This is a genomic window from Clostridium sp., assembly GCF_051654825.1.
GTDB lineage: Bacteria > Bacillota > Clostridia > Clostridiales > Clostridiaceae > Clostridium.
Genome location: NZ_JBOFYU010000214.1, coordinates 1 through 22,035 on the forward strand (window position 1 = coordinate 1; position 22,035 = coordinate 22,035).

Annotated in this window: 22 protein-coding genes; 1 reads left to right on the forward strand and 21 read right to left on the reverse strand. The window is 29.3% G+C overall.

All coding sequences use genetic code 11. The features are described 5' to 3' along the window. The 4 genes from recQ to ACRDBA_RS12390 all read right to left on the reverse strand — a co-directional run. The coding region (gene recQ / locus ACRDBA_RS12375; RefSeq protein WP_438573231.1) for a DNA helicase RecQ at nucleotides 1-1,376 on the reverse strand (1,376 nt) is incomplete at its 3' end. A 215-nt stretch (nucleotides 1,377-1,591) separates the two neighbouring features. Then, nucleotides 1,592-2,152 (reverse strand): AAA family ATPase, encoded by a 561-nt coding sequence (locus ACRDBA_RS12380; RefSeq protein WP_438573232.1) that lies wholly within the window; start codon nucleotides 2,150-2,152, stop codon nucleotides 1,592-1,594. Nucleotides 2,153-2,221: 69 nt separating this feature from the next. Continuing rightward, nucleotides 2,222-2,617: a DUF1540 domain-containing protein gene (locus ACRDBA_RS12385; RefSeq protein WP_438573233.1), complete on the reverse strand. Its 396-nt coding sequence runs from the start codon at nucleotides 2,615-2,617 to the stop codon at nucleotides 2,222-2,224. Between the two features lie 221 nt (nucleotides 2,618-2,838). Next, nucleotides 2,839-4,176 carry an APC family permease gene (locus ACRDBA_RS12390; RefSeq protein ID WP_438573234.1) on the reverse strand — a complete coding sequence of 446 codons (1,338 nt, stop codon included), beginning with the start codon at nucleotides 4,174-4,176 and terminating at the stop codon, nucleotides 2,839-2,841. A gap of 327 nt (nucleotides 4,177-4,503) precedes the next feature. Between ACRDBA_RS12390 and ACRDBA_RS12395 the strand changes: the two genes are divergently transcribed. After that, nucleotides 4,504-4,749 carry a DUF1294 domain-containing protein gene (locus tag ACRDBA_RS12395; RefSeq protein ID WP_438573272.1) on the forward strand — a complete coding sequence of 82 codons (246 nt, stop codon included), beginning with the start codon at nucleotides 4,504-4,506 and terminating at the stop codon, nucleotides 4,747-4,749. A 32-nt stretch (nucleotides 4,750-4,781) separates the two neighbouring features. Here the strand turns inward: ACRDBA_RS12395 and aspS are convergent, their stop codons facing one another. From aspS to ACRDBA_RS12480, 17 genes are all read right to left on the reverse strand, one after another. Next, entirely contained in the window at nucleotides 4,782-6,569 is a 1,788-nt protein-coding gene (gene aspS / locus ACRDBA_RS12400; RefSeq protein WP_438573235.1) for an aspartate--tRNA ligase, read from the reverse strand. A 17-nt stretch (nucleotides 6,570-6,586) separates the two neighbouring features. Further along, nucleotides 6,587-7,834 carry a histidine--tRNA ligase gene (hisS, locus tag ACRDBA_RS12405; protein ID WP_438573236.1) on the reverse strand — a complete coding sequence of 416 codons (1,248 nt, stop codon included), beginning with the start codon at nucleotides 7,832-7,834 and terminating at the stop codon, nucleotides 6,587-6,589. Between the two features lie 12 nt (nucleotides 7,835-7,846). Further along, nucleotides 7,847-9,271 carry a coproporphyrinogen III oxidase gene (locus ACRDBA_RS12410; RefSeq protein ID WP_438573237.1) on the reverse strand — a complete coding sequence of 475 codons (1,425 nt, stop codon included), beginning with the start codon at nucleotides 9,269-9,271 and terminating at the stop codon, nucleotides 7,847-7,849. Between the two features lie 9 nt (nucleotides 9,272-9,280). Then, nucleotides 9,281-9,883, reverse strand: a complete 603-nt coding sequence (locus ACRDBA_RS12415; protein ID WP_438573238.1) for an MBL fold metallo-hydrolase — start codon at nucleotides 9,881-9,883, stop codon at nucleotides 9,281-9,283. A gap of 15 nt (nucleotides 9,884-9,898) precedes the next feature. After that, nucleotides 9,899-10,348: a D-aminoacyl-tRNA deacylase gene (gene dtd / locus ACRDBA_RS12420; protein ID WP_438573239.1), complete on the reverse strand. Its 450-nt coding sequence runs from the start codon at nucleotides 10,346-10,348 to the stop codon at nucleotides 9,899-9,901. A 15-nt stretch (nucleotides 10,349-10,363) separates the two neighbouring features. Continuing rightward, nucleotides 10,364-12,541, reverse strand: coding sequence for a RelA/SpoT family protein (locus ACRDBA_RS12425; RefSeq protein WP_438573240.1), 2,178 nt, complete (start codon nucleotides 12,539-12,541; stop codon nucleotides 10,364-10,366). Nucleotides 12,542-12,648: 107 nt separating this feature from the next. Further along, entirely contained in the window at nucleotides 12,649-13,167 is a 519-nt protein-coding gene (locus tag ACRDBA_RS12430; protein WP_438573241.1) for an adenine phosphoribosyltransferase, read from the reverse strand. Between the two features lie 59 nt (nucleotides 13,168-13,226). Next, a complete protein-coding gene (locus ACRDBA_RS12435) occupies nucleotides 13,227-14,081 on the reverse strand; it encodes a DHH family phosphoesterase (RefSeq protein WP_438573242.1) in 855 nt (284 codons plus the stop codon). A gap of 164 nt (nucleotides 14,082-14,245) precedes the next feature. After that, on the reverse strand, nucleotides 14,246-15,118 hold the full coding sequence (gene secF / locus ACRDBA_RS12440; RefSeq protein ID WP_438573243.1) for a protein translocase subunit SecF: 873 nt from the start codon (nucleotides 15,116-15,118) through the stop codon (nucleotides 14,246-14,248). Further along, nucleotides 15,111-16,385 carry a protein translocase subunit SecD gene (secD, locus tag ACRDBA_RS12445; RefSeq protein ID WP_438573244.1) on the reverse strand — a complete coding sequence of 425 codons (1,275 nt, stop codon included), beginning with the start codon at nucleotides 16,383-16,385 and terminating at the stop codon, nucleotides 15,111-15,113. Before secD ends, secF begins: the two co-directional genes overlap by 8 nt. A gap of 245 nt (nucleotides 16,386-16,630) precedes the next feature. Then, nucleotides 16,631-16,996: a TIGR04086 family membrane protein gene (locus ACRDBA_RS12450; RefSeq protein ID WP_438573245.1), complete on the reverse strand. Its 366-nt coding sequence runs from the start codon at nucleotides 16,994-16,996 to the stop codon at nucleotides 16,631-16,633. 53 nt (nucleotides 16,997-17,049) lie between these two features. Then, nucleotides 17,050-17,319 (reverse strand): preprotein translocase subunit YajC, encoded by a 270-nt coding sequence (yajC, locus tag ACRDBA_RS12455; RefSeq protein ID WP_438573246.1) that lies wholly within the window; start codon nucleotides 17,317-17,319, stop codon nucleotides 17,050-17,052. Between the two features lie 140 nt (nucleotides 17,320-17,459). Then, complete coding sequence (gene tgt, locus ACRDBA_RS12460; RefSeq protein ID WP_438573247.1) at nucleotides 17,460-18,602, reverse strand: tRNA guanosine(34) transglycosylase Tgt; 1,143 nt, start codon at nucleotides 18,600-18,602, stop codon at nucleotides 17,460-17,462. A 42-nt stretch (nucleotides 18,603-18,644) separates the two neighbouring features. Beyond that, nucleotides 18,645-19,679: a tRNA preQ1(34) S-adenosylmethionine ribosyltransferase-isomerase QueA gene (gene queA, locus ACRDBA_RS12465; RefSeq protein WP_438573248.1), complete on the reverse strand. Its 1,035-nt coding sequence runs from the start codon at nucleotides 19,677-19,679 to the stop codon at nucleotides 18,645-18,647. An 11-nt stretch (nucleotides 19,680-19,690) separates the two neighbouring features. Further along, complete coding sequence (ruvB, locus tag ACRDBA_RS12470; protein ID WP_438573249.1) at nucleotides 19,691-20,722, reverse strand: Holliday junction branch migration DNA helicase RuvB; 1,032 nt, start codon at nucleotides 20,720-20,722, stop codon at nucleotides 19,691-19,693. Nucleotides 20,723-20,732: 10 nt separating this feature from the next. Then, nucleotides 20,733-21,338, reverse strand: coding sequence for a Holliday junction branch migration protein RuvA (ruvA, locus tag ACRDBA_RS12475; protein ID WP_438573250.1), 606 nt, complete (start codon nucleotides 21,336-21,338; stop codon nucleotides 20,733-20,735). Nucleotides 21,339-21,568: 230 nt separating this feature from the next. Beyond that, complete coding sequence (locus tag ACRDBA_RS12480) at nucleotides 21,569-21,976, reverse strand: hypothetical protein (protein ID WP_438573251.1); 408 nt, start codon at nucleotides 21,974-21,976, stop codon at nucleotides 21,569-21,571. Nucleotides 21,977-22,035 lie beyond the last annotated feature (59 nt).

Below are 22,035 nucleotides of genomic sequence, written 5' to 3' on the forward strand. Positions count from 1 at the left end.
GAATAATCTTTCATTATTCCATAGGTGCTTAAGGTTTCAAAGCTAAATTGAAGAACCTTTTTGTTTTTTGATCCTCTTAAAACATCTATTACCATTGTTGCTCCAAAGCTTCTTTTCATTCTATATATACATGATAAAACCTTTTGAGCATCAATAGTTTTATCTGTTACTTCTCCATCATTTAAACAATTACTACAATTATTACAATCATTAACCTTATCATCGCCAAAATACTCTAAAATATAGCTTCTCAAACATCCATTACTATAAACTAAATCTATCATTTGCTGAAGCTTTTTATATTGACTAATTTTTCTTTCTTCATTTTCTACACTCATTTCAATTAAATATTTTTGAGTGTGAACATCACTTGGTGTGAAAAGTAAAATACAAGTACTCTCTTCGCCATCTCTTCCTGCTCTACCTATTTCTTGATAATAACCTTCTATATTTTTAGGCATATTATAATGAATAACATATCTAATATTAGGTTTATCTATTCCCATTCCAAATGCATTTGTAGCAACCATAATATCTATTCTATCATGGATAAATTCCTCTTGATTTAACCTTCTTTCTTCATCAGATAGTCCAGCATGATATTGGCCCACTGAATATCCTCTTTCCTTAAGCTTTTCACATACAGCAGATACTTCTTTTCTTGTAGCTGCATAGATTATTCCTGCTTTCCCCTTATTACCTTCAAGAAAGTTTAGTAAGTATATAAGTTTGCTACCATTTTTCACTATATTTATATTTAAATTTTCTCTATCAAAGCCTGTTAAAAATATTTTCGGCTCTCTAAGTCTTAAAAGTCTTACTATATCATTTTTAACTTCTTCTGTTGCAGTAGCTGTAAATGCTGTTACAATTGGTCTTTCTACTAGTTTATCTATGAAAAATGTAATTCTTCTATAACTTGACCTAAAATCATGACCCCATTGAGATATACAATGAGCTTCATCTATTGCAACTTGACTTATTCTGCATCTTGTTATTGCTTCGATAAACTCATTAGATTCTAATCTTTCTGGCGCTATGTAAATAATCTTATATTTATTGTTTTTTATTCCATCTAAAATAGAATTAAACTCTAATGTTGATAATGAACTATTTATATAAGCTCCGTTTATACCCATTTCCTTTATAGTATCAACTTGATCCTTCATTAAAGATATTAAAGGTGAAACTACTAATGTTACCCCTTCTAAAAGCAAAGCTGGTATTTGATAACATAAAGATTTTCCTCCACCAGTTGGCATTATAGCTAAAACATCATTTCCATTTAAAATGTTTAATATAACATCTTCTTGCCCTTTTCTAAAACTTTTATAACCATAATATTTTTCTAAAACTTCTAAAGCTCTATTAATCACTATTACACTCCTTACAATTTATTTTTATCTAACGGCTAGCAACTCTTATTCATTCCCACTTCTTGATGAGTGAGTGAAAATCTAACACGCCTCTTAATAACGAATTCTAAACTTTAGATGTACTTAAAAATCCACCAAAAGTTAAAATTTCTGTTTATAACTTAGCTTATAATAACATAACCCCACTAGAAATTAAACTAGTGGGGTCAACTTTATTATCTATAAAGCTCTCTTACAAATGTAGCTATTTGATTTTCTAAATTTTCTTTTGTACTACTGTTATCTATTACAAAATCAGATCTTTTTATGTTATTCTTAGTATTTTCTTCTAGTGAATCTACAGTATTTTGAAAATATCCATCTCTATTTTTTAATCTTTCTTGCCTTATTTCTTCATCACAATGAATTCCTACTGTAATAAAGCCTTTTTCCTTCCAATAATCAAAATCCTCATCAGTTCTTCCACCTGTTATTATTATAAGTTTATCTTCTTTTATCTCTTCAAAATTATTACAATTAAACTTTTCTAATATCTTTCCATTAATAAAAAGATTTAAAAAATTAATATCATATTCCTTAAGTTTTTTTGCTATATCAATAAAAAATCCTCGTTTATTATTATTCCATTTATCTGTTGCTTTAAATACTGGTGACATGCTTCTTACTATGTCTCCTATATTAAAAAAATAACTTTCTTTTTTTGAATAACTACTAATTAAAGTAGCTGCAGTATCTTTTCCTGACCCCTTTTCTCCAAATACAATAATTCCTCTCATACGCCCTCCCATACAGATAAAATTACCCTTTATATACTATTCTAATTGCAGGGAGAGAATTTTTCAATATTAAATTTGTATTTTTTTACCATTTATTTCATTTAGATTTTTCTTATAAGTCAAACAATTAGTTCCGTTACATGATGTTGCTCTAAATCCATTAATCATAACAGTTTTAGATATACAACTTTTATTTTCATTATATTCACATTCTATAACATTACATTCTATATCAGGAAGTTTTATACTGAAGTCTCCATATTCTACAAACTTTAATCTATCTGTATATAAATCAATATTTCCTAGTCTTTTTACTATTTTAGAAATTCTATTTTTTTCAAAGCTAATACAATTATTTTCACTTATATTATTATTTATTCCTTCTGAGATATTTACCTTATTCATATCACATATACCAAAAAAATTATGATTACACTTTCTAACATTACATGTTAATCTATTCATTCAATCACATCCTAATAATTATACTTACTATAATTATTTCCATATTTTGAATTCATTATTCTAATGTTAGTAACTTTTACATTCTAAAAATACTTACTAATAACTAGACTCATATTTATTTTAAAAAATAATTTTAAATAAAATACTCCCTCTATAGTATCAGTTCTATTATTTAAACTGTTTACTATAAAGGGAGCATATTATAGATATTTAACTAAATATTATAAGCTTTCATCAATTTTTACACTTTGGTATCTCCAAAATACAATTGCTGATATTAAAATTATTAAACAAATTCCTGCATATACAAAGAATAATGGATTACTAATACTTCCTAATAATATTATTAATGATCCTAGTGTTGCTAAGATTGGATTAATCTTACCTTTCCATATACCCTTAATTTCACCACTACATCCCATTCTAAATACTTTTACATATAAAAGAATATATAGAACGTAGTTTATTGTTATTGATATTTCTGATATATCTGAATTTGGAAGTAATCCAAATCTTTGAGTTATATAATGAATTGCTAGCCATACTACACTTATAATAAAAGCAATTGCTGATGATTGTAATGGCATTCCTAGCTTTTCATTTACATTTGAAAATGTTTTATATTTAGGGAACATTCCTCTAATTGCTAATGAATATGGTAATCTTGTATAACCCATCATTAATCCATTAACTGTCCCAACTATTGAAACTACTACAAAAGTAAGAATTATCTTTGCTCCCATTGGACCAAATATATTATTTGCTGCCAAATCAACATGAGCATCACCAAGTGACATTACTGTCTCTGGTCCAACATATATACTTATACCAACAAAATATAGAAGGTATATAATAAGTATAAATATAGGTGCTATAACTAAAGCTTTTGGAAGATTTCTTTTTGAATCTTTTATTTCATGACCAATTGCTGTAGATACTATCCATCCATCAAAAGAAAATGCTATTGGAGCAATTGCTGCTATCCAACCAAATGATTGCATATTTGTAATATCACTAACTTCAATTGCTGAAGGTTCTCCAAAAAATATTCCTGCTATAGCAATAAGAATTAATGGAATAACTTTTATTACTGTAGAAGCATTTTGGAAGTATCCACCTAACTTTGCTGATAGAACGTTCATAATAAATATTATAACTAAGATAGCTAGTCCTATAATTATTTGAACTTCTAATGTTCCATTTATCCCAAAAAGCATACATATGTATATTCCTGCAACCCATGAAACTACTGCTAATAATGTAGGGTAATATAAGAATGTGTGGAACCATCCTAGTGCACATGCTACTGCTTTATTATAAGAATACTCAGCATATGTAATTATTCCCCCTGCTTTTGTATTACGTGATGCAAGCTCTGAAATTGAAAGACTACCAAATATAATACCGATTGCTGCTATGCAAAATACTAAAACACCTAGAGCTATGCTTCCCCCTGTTGCTACAAGGATATTATCACTTTTGAAAAATATTCCTGATCCAATTACTATCCCAACAATCATTCCAATTGCTGTAAATAGCCCATATTCATTTTTTTTCATTAAACCACCTCTTTATCTCTTGTTCACTTAATAGTGTATTTTTATACACTATATCATAAAATTAATGAAAGAGGAATATACTTTTTATAATTTAATTGGTTTTTTTACATTATTTTAACCTTCATCAGTGTTTAATATACTAATTCTACATTTTTTCCCTAATTTTATTGTTAATTTTTCACTTTTATTATTAATAACTAATTAAAACTTTTAATATTTATGCAATATTTTTATAATTTTTCCGTATTTTTATTAGTTTATATCATTAATTCATAGTATAATAATTTAAACAATTATATTAAAGGAAGTGATATTTTGAAATTTTTGTTGTTATATTTTATAATAATTAATATTTTTTCTTTTATAGTTATGTATATAGACAAGCAAAAAGCTATCCATTGCAAATGGAGAATATCTGAAAACTTTTTAATGTCTTTAGCTATTATAGGTGGCTCTATAGGAATTTATCTAGGCATGAATACATTTAACCATAAAACACGACACCTTAAATTTAAAGTTGGCGTACCTATAATTATATTGTTACAACTTTTACTTATATTTTTCTCCCAATAAAAAAGGCAGGTTATTAAAACCTGCCTTTTTTATTAATTTTCTTCTATTTTATTTATAACTAAACCTAATTCTTCTATTTGCTTTTCATCAGCTATATTTGGAGCCTCACTTAAATAGCAATAAGCATTTTGATTTTTAGGGAATGCTATTACATCCTTAATGTTTTCAGTTCCTGATAAGAACATTACCATTCTATCTAAACCAAATGCTAACCCTCCATGTGGTGGTGGTCCAAACTTAAATGCATCAATTAAGAACCCAAATCTTTCTTGAGCTGATTCTTCTGTAAATCCTAATGCTTCAAACATTTTTGATTGTAGTTTAGAATCATGAATTCTTATTGATCCTCCACCTAACTCTTCTCCATTTAATACTAAGTCATATGCCTTTGATCTAACCTTACCTGGTTCAGTTTCAAGCATGTGAATATCTTCATCCATAGGTGATGTAAATGGATGGTGAGCTGCATAGTATCTTCCATCTTCCTCATCATATTCAAATAATGGGAATTCAGTTATCCAGCAGAAGTTAAATTCATTTTTATCTTTTATTAAATCGAACTTCTTAGCTAATTCTAATCTTAAAGCACCTAATCCTTGGAACACAACAGAATTTTTATCAGCTAAAATTAAGATTATATCTCCTTTTTCTGCTGACATAGTTTCTACTATTCCATTCATTTGCTCTTCAGTTAAGAATTTAGCTATTGGTGATTTTATTTCTTCATCTTTAAGCGCAATCCAAGCTAAGCCTTTAGCTTTATATGTCTTAACAAATTCACCTAATCTATCAATATCTTTTCTTCCCATTGAAGCTCCACCTTTAACGCAAAGAGCTCTCACAGATCCTCCATTAGCTAAAGCATCACTAAACACTTTAAACTCAACATCTTTAACTGTTTCTGAAAGGTCTGTTATTTCCATTCCAAATCTTAAATCTGGCTTATCTGAACCGTATTTCTCCATAGCTTCTTTAAATGGCATTCTTCTTATTGGAAGCTTAACATCTATTCCTGCTACTTCTTTAAATATATGTGAAACTAAACCTTCATTTAATGCAATAACATCATCTTGCTCAACAAAGCTCATTTCTAAGTCAATTTGAGTAAATTCAGGTTGTCTATTAGCTCTTAAATCCTCATCTCTAAAACATTTAGCAATTTGATAGTATTTATCAAATCCTGATACCATTAATAATTGCTTAAATATTTGTGGTGATTGAGGAAGTGCATAAAACATTCCTGGATAATTTCTTGATGGTACAAGGTAATCTCTTGCTCCCTCTGGTGTACTCTTAGTTAACATAGGTGTTTCTACTTCTAAGAATCCATTGTTATCTAAGAAATCTCTTGCAGCCTTTGATGCTCTATTTCTTATCATAAAAATTCTTTGCATATCAGGTCTTCTAAGATCTAAATATCTATATTTAAGTCTTATACTTTCTGCTGCATCTAAATCTTCTTTTATATATATTGGTGGAGTTTCTGATTCTGAAAGAATCTTTATGCTCTCACATTTTAATTCTACTTGCCCTGTTGGCATATTGTTGTTTGGAGCTTCTCTTAAAACAACTTCTCCTGTAACAGCTATACAGTATTCTGGTCTAACATCTTTAGCTTTTTCAAAAGCTTCAGCATTTATTTCTTCACCAAAGACAATTTGCATAATTCCAGCTCTGTCTCTTAAATCAATAAATTGAAGACCTCCTAATTTTCTATTTCTTTGAACCCACCCCATAAGTGTAATTCTTTGAGAAACATTGCTTTCTCTAACTTCACCACACATCATGGTTCTTTTTAAGCCACCTAAAGCCTCACCCATAGTAATTTTCCTCCTTGTTACTTTAGCACATTTGCTATTTCTTCTATATTGTCCAAATTCACTTCAAACTGTTCTCCATCACTCATTCTTTTAAGCCTTATAGATTTATTTTGAAGTTCATCGTCACCTAAAATTGTTGTAAAAGCTGCACCTATCTTATTTGCATATTTCATTTCAGCTTTAACACTTCTACCCATATGGTTAATTTCAGTCTTTACACCAACTGTTCTTAATTTATTAGCTAAAGTAAATGCTGCAATTTTTGCATCTTCACCTCTTGCTCCTAAGTAAAGATCAAATAGTCTTTCATTAGGAATTTCTATTCCTTCTTTTTCTAAAGTCATTATTAATCTTTCAACACCCATAGCAAATCCAACTGAAGGCATCTCTGGTCCTCCAAGTTGTTCTATTAGTTTATCATATCTACCACCACCACAAACAGTAAAATCATCATTTAAGATTTCAAATATTGTTTTAGTATAGTAATCTAAACCTCTAACTATTCCTGGGTCTACTACATAAGGTACACCTAACGCATCTAAATATTTTTTAACATCTGTAAAGTGTGTATCACATTCTTCACACATAAAATCTAATATAATAGGTGCATTTTTTGTTATGCTATTGCAATTTTTATTTTTACAATCTAAAATTCTCATTGGATTCTTATCAAATCTGCTTTTGCATAATTCACATAAGTTATCATGATTTTCCTCTAGATATTTTTTTAAGGCTTCATTGTAGTTTGGTCTACATTTTGGACACCCTAAATTATTTATATTTAAGCTTAAGCTTTTTAAACCTAAATTCTTTAATACATTCATAGCAAAAGCTATAACTTCTGCATCCATTGATGGTTCCTTAGAACCAAAGACTTCTGTCCCTAATTGATGGAATTGTCTAAGTCTTCCTTTTTGAACATTTTCATATCTAAAACATGGTATTGAATAATAAAGCTTAGTAGGCTGTGCCTCATTAAATAATCTATTTTCAATAAATGCTCTAACTATTGGTGCAGTTCCCTCTGGTTTTAATGTAACACTTCTATCACCTTTATCATTAAAAGTATACATCTCCTTTTGAACTATATCAGTTGTATCTCCTACACCTCTTTTAAATAATTCTGTATGTTCAAAAATAGGTGTTCTTATTTCTCTCATACCATAATATTTTGCAGTGTTTTTAAATGTTTCCTCAACAAAGTGCCACTTATAAGCATCTTGAGGAAGCATATCCTTAGTACCCTTAGGTGCTTGAATTTCCATTTTATTCTCCTCCTACTTTAAGTAAAGAGTATCTAGAAGCTTTTGCTTTCCATCTACCATTTCCTTAATTCTAGTTGTATATTCTCTAACATCTTTGATATTAGCAAATCTTTCTATTCTATTTTCTTCTAAGAATACCACTTTAGATACAGCATCTGCACCAAGTGCTATAATTGTTTGCTTATCTTCAATCATTTGAATGTTATAAATACATTCCTTACCTTTTTTAGAATACCCTAAGTTCTCCATATTACCAACCATATTTTTTTGTCTATACATATAATATGGTGCTAAATTTAACTCTTTAGCTAATGTTCTGCTTTCCTCATACATATGGGATAACTCACTTTGTTGCTTTATTTGTATTCCTTTTTTTAGAATAAAGTTTTCATAAAGAATTGAAGCTCTTTTTAGAGATAATCCATGAACTGTCAAGCTATCTGGAGAAAGTTTTAAAATTTCTTTTGCAGTATTTTGCGCTTCCTTTAGTCCCTCACCTGGTAGTCCTATAATCATATCCATATTAATATCTTCAAAGCCTAACTCTCTTGCTAATTTAAACTTTTCTATAACATCATTTGAATCATGGCCTCTTCCTATCATTTTAAGAGTATCATCATTCATTGTTTGTGGATTTATACTTATTCTAGTAGTATTATACCTTTTCATAGTAAGTAACTTTTCTTTTGTAATACTATCAGGTCTTCCACACTCTACTGTAAATTCTACAACATTTTTTTCTTTAATAAAAGCAGTATATATCTCTTTCATTAAATTTTCAAATTCTTCGTTATTTACAGCTGTAGGTGTTCCTCCACCGAAATAAACTGATTCTATTTTTAATCCTCTAGATTGAACGTATTTTTTCATTTCTTTTATTTCATAAATTAAAGCATCTATATATGGATTAACAAGTTTTTTGTTTCCACCTATTGGATTTGCTGCAAAGGAGCAATAAAAACATCTAGTAGGACAAAATGCCATTCCAACATAAATTGCTATGTTTTTTTCATCTTTGTTTACAAATCCTTCTTCTGCTTTTGCTACTTCTATGCATAATCTTGCTTTTTCTTCTGATGCCAAATGCTTTTTATTAAAGATATCTACTATTTCATCTTCTGTTTTTCCTTCTTCAAGATACTTTAAAGCTATTTTAGATGGTCTAATACCCACTAATATACCCCAAGGATAATAATCTCCTGTAATATCTTTAAGAGAAGAAAAAACTATTCTTTTAAGATCATCCTTTAAGTTATCTCCAATTTGTACTTCCCTATAAAAGTTACCATATCTAAAATTAATTTTACTTTCTAAAACATTAACCTTATATTCTCCATCATCAAGAAATTTAAGTTCATGTAGGGGAAAATATATATTAAACATTTGATAAACATCATATCTGTACTTTAAATCATTTAATGTGATTTTTACTTCCATTTTTTCTCCTTACGCTAGGAAAGGATTTCTCATCCTTTCAAAAATAATAGTAGATTTTGGACCATGACCTGGATAAACCTCTACATTTTTATCAAGAACCATTAATTTTTCCTCAATACTTTTAATTATCTCATCAAAGCTTCCACCTATAAAATCTGTTCTTCCTATAGACCCCTGGAATAATGTATCACCTGTAAATACCTTATCATTAACTAAGAAGCACATTCCACCCTTTGTATGTCCTGGTGTATGAATACATTTAAATTCTAATGTACCTACTTTAATAGTATCATTATCATTTATAAATTCGTAAACCTTACTTAGCTTACCAAATACTGATGATGTATCAATATTCATGTAATTTTCTTCTTCCTTATGCATATAAACAGGTACATTATACTTAGCTTTTAACTCTTCAACAGCACCATCATGATCAAAATGGGCATGAGTTAAAAGAATCACATCTACTTCTGCATTTACTTCCTCACAAGATTTTATTATCCATTCAGCATTAGCTCCTGGATCAACAATTGCTGCTTTATTACTATTTTCATCTTTTATTATATAACAATTTGCTTGATAAGACCCCACTGGTAATGTTTTTACTATCATAAATACCCTCCAATATTAAAAATTCTTTTTGCTTTCTAAAAGTAAAGTAACTGGACCATCATTTTGTATATCGACCTTCATGTCTGCTCCAAACTCACCTGTTTCAACCTTTAAGGATGACTCTTTTAGTAGCTCTATAAATCTATCGTATAAATCCTTAGCTTCTTCCCCACCTTTAGCTTCCATAAAGTTAGGTCTTCTTCCCTTTCTACAGTCACCATATAAGGTAAATTGAGAAATAGCTAGTATCTCACCTTTAATATCTATTACGGATTTATTCATTTTTGAATTTTCATCTTCAAAAATTCTTAAATTAATTACCTTATCTCTTATATATAATAAATCCTCTTCTGTGTCATCCTTAGAAATTCCTATAAGGATATTTAATCCTCTTTCTATCTTTCCTACTAAAACTCCATCAACTACAACACTAGAGGATGATACTCTTTGAACAACTGCTCTCATAAATTTATTTCTCCTTTAGTTATTCATTCTATAAACATCCATAACGCCTTTTAATCTTCTTATTTTTCGCATTAATTCTTTTAATTGCTCTATAGAATCTATTTTTACTTTAATATTAATAATTGCAACATTTCCCTTTGATGACTTTGCATTTAATGCATTTAAAGGTAAGTTAGCTTCTGTAATTATAACCATAATATCAGTTAAAATTCCTATTCTATCTTCAGCTTTAACTTGAATTTCAGCAACATATGCAGCTCCCTTTGCTTTACCCCAAGCAACTTCTACTACTTTATTTGCGTCATAGTTAATTAATGCCTTTAGATTGCTACAATCAGCTCTATGAACTGACACGCCTCTTCCCTTTGTTATATAACCTTGAATTTCATCACCTGGAACTGGATTGCAACATCTTGCAAATCTAACCATTAAATTATTTAGCCCCTTTACAGTTACACCATAATTATTTTCTGGCTTACTTTTTTGAGACTTTGCAATTTTTTCATCAATACTTTTATTAACTGATTCATGAGTTACTTTTTCAACTATATTTTCATCTTTTAATCTAGATATAAAAGATGAAGCTGATATTTGACTAATACCTATAGCTGCATATAAATCTTCCATATTGTTAATATTATATTTTTTAAGTAATCTTTCATAAGTTTCGCCTTTTGCAATTTCCGAATAAACTACGCCTTGCTTTTTTAATTCCTTTTCAAAAAGTTCCTTACCCTTATCAATATTTTCTTCTTTCTTAACTTTTTTAAACCATTGCCTTATTTTACTCTTTGCTTGGTTACTCTTAGCCATATTAAGCCAATCCATATTTGGACCCTTGGCAAAATTGGATGTTAATACCTCTACTATTTCACCCGTTTTCAACTTATAATCTAAAGGTACTATTTTTCCATTTACCTTTGCACCTACACATCTATTACCTACGTCTGTATGTATTCTATAGGCAAAATCTATAGGTGTAGCTCCATTAGGCAGATTTATAACTACTCCTTTTGGAGTAAATAAGAAAATTTCATCTGTAAATAAGTCTATTTTAAAGCCTTCAATAAACTCTTCTGCATCAGAGGTTTCCTTTTGCCATTCTAACATTTCCCTTAACCATACAAGCTTACTTTCAAAGGTTTTCTCCTTTTCCTCATGAGAATCACCTTCTTTATACTTCCAGTGAGCTGCAATACCATATTCAGCAGTTCTATGCATTTCAAATGTTCTTATCTGAATTTCAAAGGTTTTACCTTGTGGCCCTATTACAGTTGTATGTAATGATTGATACATATTAGGCTTTGGCATTGCAATGTAGTCTTTAAATCTTCCTGGTATTGGTTTATAAATAGTGTGAACAATACCTAAAACGCCATAACAATCCTTAACTGAATTAACTAAAATTCTTATAGCAGTTAAATCAAACATTTGCTCAATGCTTTTATTTTTATTAACCATTTTTTTATAAATACTATAAAAATGTTTCGGTCTACCTTCTATATCAGAATCTACACCTGCATCCTCTAATTTCTCATATAAATCCTTTATAGTATTTGCTATATAAGTTTCCCTCTCAACTCTTTTCTCTGCAATTTGCTTTACTAAATCATAATATTCTTCTTCGTGTAAATATCTTAAAGATAAGTCTTCTAACTCCCATTTGATTTTAGAGATACCTAATCTATGAGCAAGAGGAGCATATATATCTAAGGTTTCTTTTGCCTTTTGCTTTTGTTTTTCCTTTTTCATAAATTTTAAAGTTCTCATATTATGTAATCTATCTGCAAGTTTAATAATAATTACTCTAATATCCTTAGCCATGGCTAATAACATCTTTCTTACATTGTCTGCTTGCTGCTCTTCTTTTGTTTTATATTCTATCTTCCCTAATTTAGTAACTCCCTGCACTAAGTTTGCAATTTCTTCATTGAAAAGATCTTTTATATCTTCATATGTATAATGAGTATCCTCAATTACATCATGGAGCAATCCTGCTACTATAGTACTAGTATCCATCCCCATTTCTGCTAAAATACACGCAACATCAATTGGATGAATAACATATGGCTCACCTGATTCTCTTTTTTGTTCTTTATGTGCTTCTATAGCTAAATCATATGCTTTTTTTACAATGCTAACATCAACATTGTTACAATTATCTTTAATTTTTTGTAACAGGTTAGTAATCATTAGGATATCTCTCCTTCAGCTTAGTAAATTCTAAAATCAAAGGCTGGTTTAAAAAACCAGCCATTTTCTTTTTATTATATAATATTTACTTTAAATTTTCAATAAATTTAGATATCATATTGAACTAATGACATAACATCATAACCTTCTAACTTTGATTTACCATTTAGTTCAGTTAACTCTATTGCAAAGGCTAACGAAACAACTTCTCCTCCAGCCATTTCTACTAACTTAGCTACAGCTTCTATTGTTCCTCCTGTTGCAAGCAAGTCATCAACTATTGCTACTCTTTGACCTTTTTTTATCGAATCCTTGTGTATTTGTAATGTATCTGTACCATATTCTAAAGCGTAATCTATAGATACAGTTTCTCCTGGTAATTTCCCTGGCTTTCTTACTGGTACAAAACCTATTCCCATTGCATATGCAAGCGGAACACCATAAATAAACCCTCTAGCTTCTGGCCCTACTATTACATCAATTTCTTTATCTTTTAAGTATTCAGCCATAGCATCTATTGAGTATCTTAAAGCCTCTCCATCACCTATTGCTGTTGTTATGTCTTTAAAGCTTATTCCTTCCTTAGGAAAGTTTTCAATTACTCTAATTTTTTCTTTAAGATTCATATAAAATCCTCCAATTTATAAAATAAAAACTTAGAAACTATATAATTAATATACTACAATTATATAGTTTTCTTTGACTTATTTAAATATTTAGTTATTTGTTCTGCTCTTTCTTTTTGTGTTGTAGTTAATAATTCTATAATAATACGGGCATTATCCATAATTCTTACCGCATTCATAGTTGGTGTAATTACTTCAATAATCTTTAAGATGCACTCATCATCCATTGTTACTATGTTATAACAATTCATAATAGCTCTTAAGCCATGATTATTACTATTAATCAAGAACTTTCTACCTTCTTTAAGTATAATGGCATTTTCGCCTTTTAAAGGTACTCCTGCCCATTGTTCTCCTATTAAAATCAAATCCAAATACTTATTTATACTTTTAATATTATAATATATAGCGATTGCTTGCATTAACTTAAAAGTCAATCCACTTACAGATAAATTTTTATATCTATATTGACATCCTACTTGATTTGGATTTATATATATGTAATTACTGTCACTTTTTATTTCTTTATTTTCCAAAACAATCAAATCTATACCAAGATTTTTACAAAGCAATTCCTCCTCTTTTGATTTCAACCCTATCCCCAAGGTTATCAAAACTTGCCCCCCCAAAAAGCTAACATTATTAATAATGTCACTTACTGAAATTGCTGAGGAACTAGTGTCATTTTCATGAATTATATATTCAATGTCTGCATTCAAATATTTAAGCACCAGGCTTAAAGATGAAATTGCACACAATCCATCAACATTAGGTACACTATATACAACAATTTTTTTTCTGTTGTTAACAGCTTCTACCATACACTCAATAGCTTTATTCATATCTTTAAGTATAAAGGGATTATATCCAGTAATATAATTTGGACTATAAATACTCTCCCAAAACTTCCGCATGATAAACTCCTCCATAAAACTAAGAAAACACATTTATTATAATTGATTATTGACCATATTACAAATGTTTTTATAAAAAAAAAAAATATAAGTCTCTAAAAAATTAGAGACTTATATTTTACATAATTGATTTTTTACTTAATAAAATAAGTTTCAACTTTATTTTATGCCGTTTTTGTAACCTTTTTATTAGATAATCTCTTTTTAAATGCAACCCAAACCGGAGCAGCTATAAATAATGATGAATAAGCTCCTACAGCTATACCTATTAATAATGGGAATGCGAAATCTCTAACTGTTGGTACAAATACATTAATTGCAGCAATTACAAATAAAGTAGTTAATGTAGTGTTAATAGATCTTGCTAATGTTTGTGTTAAACTCTTATCTGCAATTTCAGTTGTTGATGCTCGTCTCATACTCTTTGAGTTCTCTCTAACTCTATCGAATATTACGATAGTATCATTTATTGAATAACCTATAATAGTTAATATAGCCGCAATAAATGGAGTATTTATAGGAATATCAAATATTGCAAATACACTTAAAGTTATTAAAACGTCATGTAATAAGGCTACTAAAGCAGCTACACCAAATGCCATTTCAAATCTTAATGCAATATATATTAACATTGCAATACATGCAACACCTAAAGCTAATAAAGAATTTCTTGTTAACTCTTTACCTATTGAAGCACCTATTTCATCTTGCTCAAGTAATGCTGAATCCTCTAATGAATATTTTTCTTTTAATTCATTAAACATTTCATCTACTTTTGCAGTATCTAAATCTCTTGACTTTATTTCATATTGAGTTTTTTCAATTTCATTTGTAACTGCATCTGGTGCATACTTTTTAACTATTTCATCTACTTCAGGCTTATTAAAATTTTCACCTAATTCTATAGTTACCTTAGTTCCACCTTTAAAATCTATACCAAAATTAAGTCCTCTTGTAAACATAAAGCCTAAACCTATTAAAATAACTATCATTGATATAGAGAACCAAACCTTACTCTTTTCTACAATCTTAAGCATTGTTAGCCCCCCTCTTAACTCTAAATTGTCCTAGGCTTTTTAAAAGTCCCATATCCACTGCTAAGTTTACTAAAATTTTTGTTACTACTAATGCAGTGAACATACTTACAGCAATACCAATCATCAATGTAACAGCAAACCCTTTAACAGCTCCAGTTCCTAAGAAGTATAAAACTAATGCTGCTATAATTGTAGTAACGTTTGAGTCTACAATTGAAGTTAATGCATTTTCAAAGCCTTTTTTAACTGATGATTTAATTGATAAACCTTTATTTAACTCTTCTTTTATTCTTTCAAAAATAATAACATTAGCATCAATTGCCATACCTATAGTAAGTAAGAACCCTGCTATACCAGGTAATGTTAGTGTAGTACCAACCTCTGCAAATATTAAAAGAACTAAAGAAATATATAAAGTTAATGCTATACATGATAAGAAACCTGGAACTCTATAGTAAATTATCATAAATAAGAAAATTAGTCCTATGCCAAAAACTGCAGCTTTAACTGAGTTTGGTAATGCTTCAGCACCTAATTGTGCCCCTACATTTTTAACTGATACAGCTTTAACTGTAACAGGAAGAGCTCCTGAGCTTATTAATCCTGCTAAATTATTAGCTTCATCAACTGAAGAACTACCTGTAATTACAGCTTCTCCATTTGTTATTGGATTTTGTACAGTTGGACTTGAAATAACTTCCTCGTCCATTAATATTGAAATTTGCTTTCCTACGTTTTTAGTAGTTGCATCAGCAAACTTCTTTTGACCTTCATCATTTAATTTTAATGAAACAACAGGTTTACCTGATTGATTATCTAACATTACAGATGCTTCTTTAACATCCTTACCTGTTAAAACAACATTTCCTTCAGAATCCTTAAATGTTAAGTTACCAGTTTTACTTAAACTACTTACTATCTCATTAGAACTATATTCACCTGGAATATCTACTCTTATTCTTCTATCACCTTCTGTAGCAACAATCGTTTCTGCTACTCCAAGTTTATTTACTCTTAATGATAATAGTTGTCTAGTTTTTTCTAAATCCTCGCTGGTAATGTTTTCATCTTGAATCTCCATTAATACAGATACTCCACCTTGAAGGTCTAACCCTCTAGTGATTACTTTGTCAAATGATTTAAATTCCCATCCCGCAATCTCGAAACCTTTAAATCCTGCAAATGCTAAAGAAAATATAGCAACGACGCAGAGTATAAATAAAATTGAGCTTCTGCCTTTACTTTTACTTTTGCCTTTCGCTTTCATGTTCTTCCCCCTCTGTTACGTTTTCATTTAAATTATATTACTTATGTAACGTAATATCAAGATACATTAGCAAAATATTCAATTAATTATAGAGTTTTTTTCCTTTTTATTAGAAAAAATACATTTTTTTCTGTTTTTTCAACTTATTATCCTTATTTAAACTTCTTAAATTATACTAAAAAATATAAAAAACTAGAAAAGCTTTTAATGCCTTTCTAGTTTTTAAAATTTAAAATATATATTTTTTATAAATTAATTCCAAGCATACCTGCTAATGTTCCAACTAATGCAGATAGTCCAAATTTTATTAAGTAGTAACTTCCAAATTCAATTTCAGCTCCACAAACAACTCCCATTACATACAATACTATGTAAAAGATAATACCTACACCTAATCCTATAATCCACCCTTTACTTCCATGATATTTTGCGGCATATACGCTACCAACTACCAATGCTAAACTTGTTAGAACTACATAAATAACATTCTCAGCTCCACCTATATTTACGTACTTCATAATTAATGCTAATACCGCAGATGCTATTATAGTAATTATACTAGCCACTAGCACTCCTCTAGAGATACTATTTACATATTTTTTTGAATCCATAACAAAATCACCCCCTGATATAATCTATGATATTTCAGGGGGTAATATTCTTATTAAAGCTCTTTATTTATTTTAGAAGCTATTCCATTTTTGGATATTTTTAACTTTGTTCTTTCAGCACTTGATTCTATTATAACATGATCTTCTTCAACAATTATTATTTTCCCAATAATTCCGCCTCTTGTCATAATTTCATCATTTTTATTTAACTCTGAAAGCATTTGCATATATTTCTTGTTTCTCTTTTTCTCTGGTAAAATAAGTAATAAATACATAAGACCAAACATTAATACAAACGGTATTAAACTTGCTACTAAAGCCATAATTAATTCATCCCTTCTTAATTGCACATAAAATAATTTTTATGTGCCAAATTTATAAATAATAATATAACCTATTAAAACTTAAGTGTCAACTAATGTACAACTTGTTAAATAAAAATCTACACTTTGTTCATTATTATTTAAGCTCTTCCATTCCACTCCTTAAGTTTTTGTTCCTTAAACTCTTTAAAATATCCACCATCTATTGCATCTCTTATATCTTTCATAAGCTTGTTATAGAAGTATAAGTTATGTAAAACACATAATCTCATTGCTAACATTTCTTTTGCTTTAAATAAATGTCTTATATATGCTCTTGTATAGCTTTTACAAGCTGGACATTCACAACCTTCATCTATAGGCATTGTATCTAACTCAAATTTAGCATTCATAAGATTAATTTTACCTTCTTTAGTAAATACATGACCATGTCTTCCATTTCTAGCTGGTAGAACACAATCAAAGAAATCTACACCTCTATCTACAGCTTCTAAAATATTACTTGGAAGACCAACTCCCATTAAATATATTGGTTTATCCTGAGGTAAATATGGAACTACAGCATCAATTACTCTATACATTTCCTCATGAGTTTCCCCAACTGCTAATCCACCTATAGCATAACCATCTAAATCCATTTTAGTAATTGTTTTAGCATGCTCTATTCTTATATCTTCATAACAACCACCTTGGTTTATTCCAAACAGCATTTGTTCTTTATTTATTGTTTCAGGTAAAGAATTTAACCTATCCATTTCAACTCTACATCTTTCAAGCCATCTAGTAGTTCTAGCAACTGATTTTTCTACATAGTCTCTTGTTGATGGATTAGGAATACATTCATCAAATGCCATTGCAATAGTAGATGCTAAATTGCTTTGTATTTGCATTGATTCTTCAGGTCCCATAAATATTTTTCTACCATCTATATGAGATGAGAAATAAACTCCCTCTTCCTTTATCTTTCTCATTCCTGATAATGAAAATACCTGGAATCCACCTGAATCTGTTAAAATCGGTCTATCCCAATTCATAAATTCATGTAATCCACCTAATTTTGCTACAACCTTATCTGAAGGTCTTAAATGTAAATGATATGTATTAGATAATTCAACTTGGCATCCAATATCCTTTAAATCCATAGATGAAACTGCACCTTTTATAACAGCACATGTTCCAACATTCATAAATACTGGTGTTTCAATTGTTCCATGAGGAGTTTCAAATCTACCTCTTCTTGCATTACCTTCTTTTTTTAGTAGGGTATATCTTTTCTTACTCAAAAAATTTCACTTCCTTATTTGCTTTTGTATATTAATTTTATTTTACTTGCTTTCTTTTATAAACATAGAATCTCCAAAGGAGAAGAATCTATATTCACTTTTAACTGCTTCATTGTATGCCTTCATTACATTTTCTTTTCCTGCTAATGCTGAAACAAGCATTATAAGAGTAGATTCAGGTAAATGGAAATTAGTAATTAATTGATCAACTACCTTAAATTTGTATCCAGGATAAATAAATATATTAGTCCATCCTGATTGAGACTTAACTAATCCGTTTTCATCTCCTATAGTTTCTAAAGTTCTTGTTGATGTAGTTCCAACAGCAATAACTCTATTCCCTCTGCTTTTTGTTTCATTAATGATATTTGCGTCATTTTCTTCTAAAGAATAATATTCTGAATGCATAACATGATCATCAATACTTTCAGCTTTTACTGGTCTAAAAGTACCTAAACCAACATGTAGTGTTAAGTATGCTATATTTATACCTTTTTCCTTTATTTCCTTTAATAAATCTTCTGTAAAATGAAGTCCTGCTGTTGGTGCTGCTGCCGACCCCTTTTCCTTAGAATAAACAGTTTGATATCTTTCTTTATCATCTAATCTTTCCGTTATATATGGAGGAAGAGGCATTTCACCTAGTTCATCTAAAACTTGTTCAAAAATCCCATCATATGAAAACTCTATAATTCTATTTCCCTCTTCAATTATGTCTATAACTTCACAAGTTAATTTACCATCTCCAAAGGTGAATTTTTGGCCTATCTTAGCTTTCTTACCTGGTTTAGCTAAGCATTCCCACTTATCTCCCTCTATTCTTTTAAGAAGTAGGAATTCAATCTTGCCTCCTGTACCTTCTTTTTCTCCTATAAGCCTTGCTGGCATAACTCTAGTATTATTTAATACTAAAGTATCGCCTTCATTTAAATACTCTACAATATTATGAAAGGCTTTATGCTGAATTTCTCCTGTATTTTTATCTAAAACCATTAATTTTGAAGAATCTCTCTTTTCTAATGGATGTTGAGCTATAAGCTCCTCTGGTAAATAAAAATCAAAATCACTTACGTTCATATCTTTCTCCTTTAACTTTTAAAAAAGGTTTCTTGTGAACCTATATTTTTTCTTTTTGTTTTGCTTCTTCCTAAATGACTATAAGCCTTATCAGTTGCAATTCTTCCTCTAGCAGTTCTAATAATAAAACCTGTTTGAAGTAAATACGGCTCATAAACATCTTCAATAGTTCCAAGTTCTTCCCCAATAAAATGAGATAAGGTTTCGATCCCAACTGGCCCACCATTAAAATTATCTATAATAGCCTCTAAGATTTTATTATCAACTCGATCAAATCCTTTTGCATCAACTTCTAGTAATTCTAAAGCTGCCTTTGCTTCTTTATAACTAATTAAAGAATCAGAATACACTTGTGCATAATCTCTTACCCTCTTTAATAATCTATTTGCAATCCTTGGAGTTCCCCTAGACCTTCTTGCAAGCTCAATGGCTCCTTCTTCTGTTATATTACAATCTAGAACAAAAGCTGACCTTACAATAATTTCTTTTAATTGTTCTTCTGTATAATATTGCATATCGCATAAAACACCAAATCTATCTCTTAATGGTGATGTTAGCATCCCTATTCTAGTAGTTGCTCCTATTAAAGTAAACTTAGGTAAATCCAATCTTATAGATTTAGCTGCTGCACCTTTTCCTATTACTATATCTAAAACATAATCTTCCATAGCAGGATATAAAATTTCTTCTACATTTCTGTTTAATCTATGTATTTCATCAATAAATAATACATCATTATCCTTTAATGTAGTTAAAATAGCTGCTAAATCACCAGCTCTTTCTATAGCTGGACCTGAAGTTATCTTAAGTTCTCCCCCCATTTCCTTTGCTATTATATTAGCAAGAGTAGTTTTTCCAAGTCCTGGAGGTCCATATAAAAGAACATGATCTAATGCTTCTTCCCTTGTTTTAGCTGCCTTAATAAATATATTAAGTCTTTCTTTTACTTTATCTTGACCTATATATTCATCAATACTTTGTGGTCTTAAGCTTAAACCACCACCATCTCCTATAATTTCTTCTGGTGTTATTATTCTTTCCATAATCTCACCCCTATCCCATTAATACTTTTAAACATTCCTTAATAATATTTTCAACAGTTTCTGTTCTGTTTACTTTTTTCAATGCAGTTTCAGCTTCTTTCTCTGAATATCCTAATGATAGTAATGCTCCTAATGCTTCTGAAATTGCATTAGTATTTTGTGGAACAATATCTGCAAATTCGCTTTGATCGCCCTCACTATCAAGTAATTCATCTGGCTTAAGCTTATCCTTAAGTTCCAAAATTATTCTTCCTGCTGTTTTTTTACCAATTCCAGGAGCTCTACATAGGTGTTTTTCATCACCAGACATTATTGCATATTTCAAGTTATTTATTCTGCTTATAGATAACAGTGATAGAGCTGCCTTTGCCCCAACACCATTTATAGATAATAACATTTTAAACATTGAAAGTTCTTCTCTTGAATCAAAGCCATAAAGTCCAATAAAATCTTCCCTAACTATTTGCTCAAGATAAAGCATTACCTCGTCTCCAACTTTTGGCATGGAGGACATGGTTGCTCCTGATGTAAATATTTTATATCCTAAACCATTATTTTCAATAATTAAATAATCTTTATTTATCCCAATATATTTACCTTTAATATACTCGTACATTTACAATCCTCCGCAAAATTAATCTACATTATACTTTATCATTATAAATAAAATAATTCAACAAAATAGGACTAAAGATTACTTAAGATTCTTTAATTAACTAAAAATAATTATAGCCATTTGCAATTTTTTGCAAATGGCTATAAAAGTTTAATAAAATGTAATACCTCAATATTCGAAGGTTTACTCTATACCAGTTATATCTTATCCAAAAATAATTAACTTTATACTTATATTTCTCCATAACTATCTATTAATTGAATTTTTTCTACTTCAGTTAATATATTATCAATTGAATACTCATAAATATTTAAATTTATATTTTTACTTAAAAGCTTACTTATTATTTCTTGCTTATCTTCATCAAAAACTAAATTTTCTTGTAGCTTTTCCACTAAACTTGGAATGCTATATAAAACACACTCACCCTCATCTACTCCAATATGTTGACAAATATTATTTCTTACTTGCCCAACAAGCTCTGTTACATCCATATAATCAGTTGATTCTGAATAATCTTTTATTTGCTTTTCATAGTAAATATAAACATATCCTTTAGCTGTATCTAAATCATTAAATCCTAGAGTATCCCCAGTAGGTAAAACTAATAAATACTCATAATATGGTGCTAAACTCATACTTTCCCTCCTAATCTTTTGTTTTCAATTATATTTATTCCCCTAATTAAAATACTTAT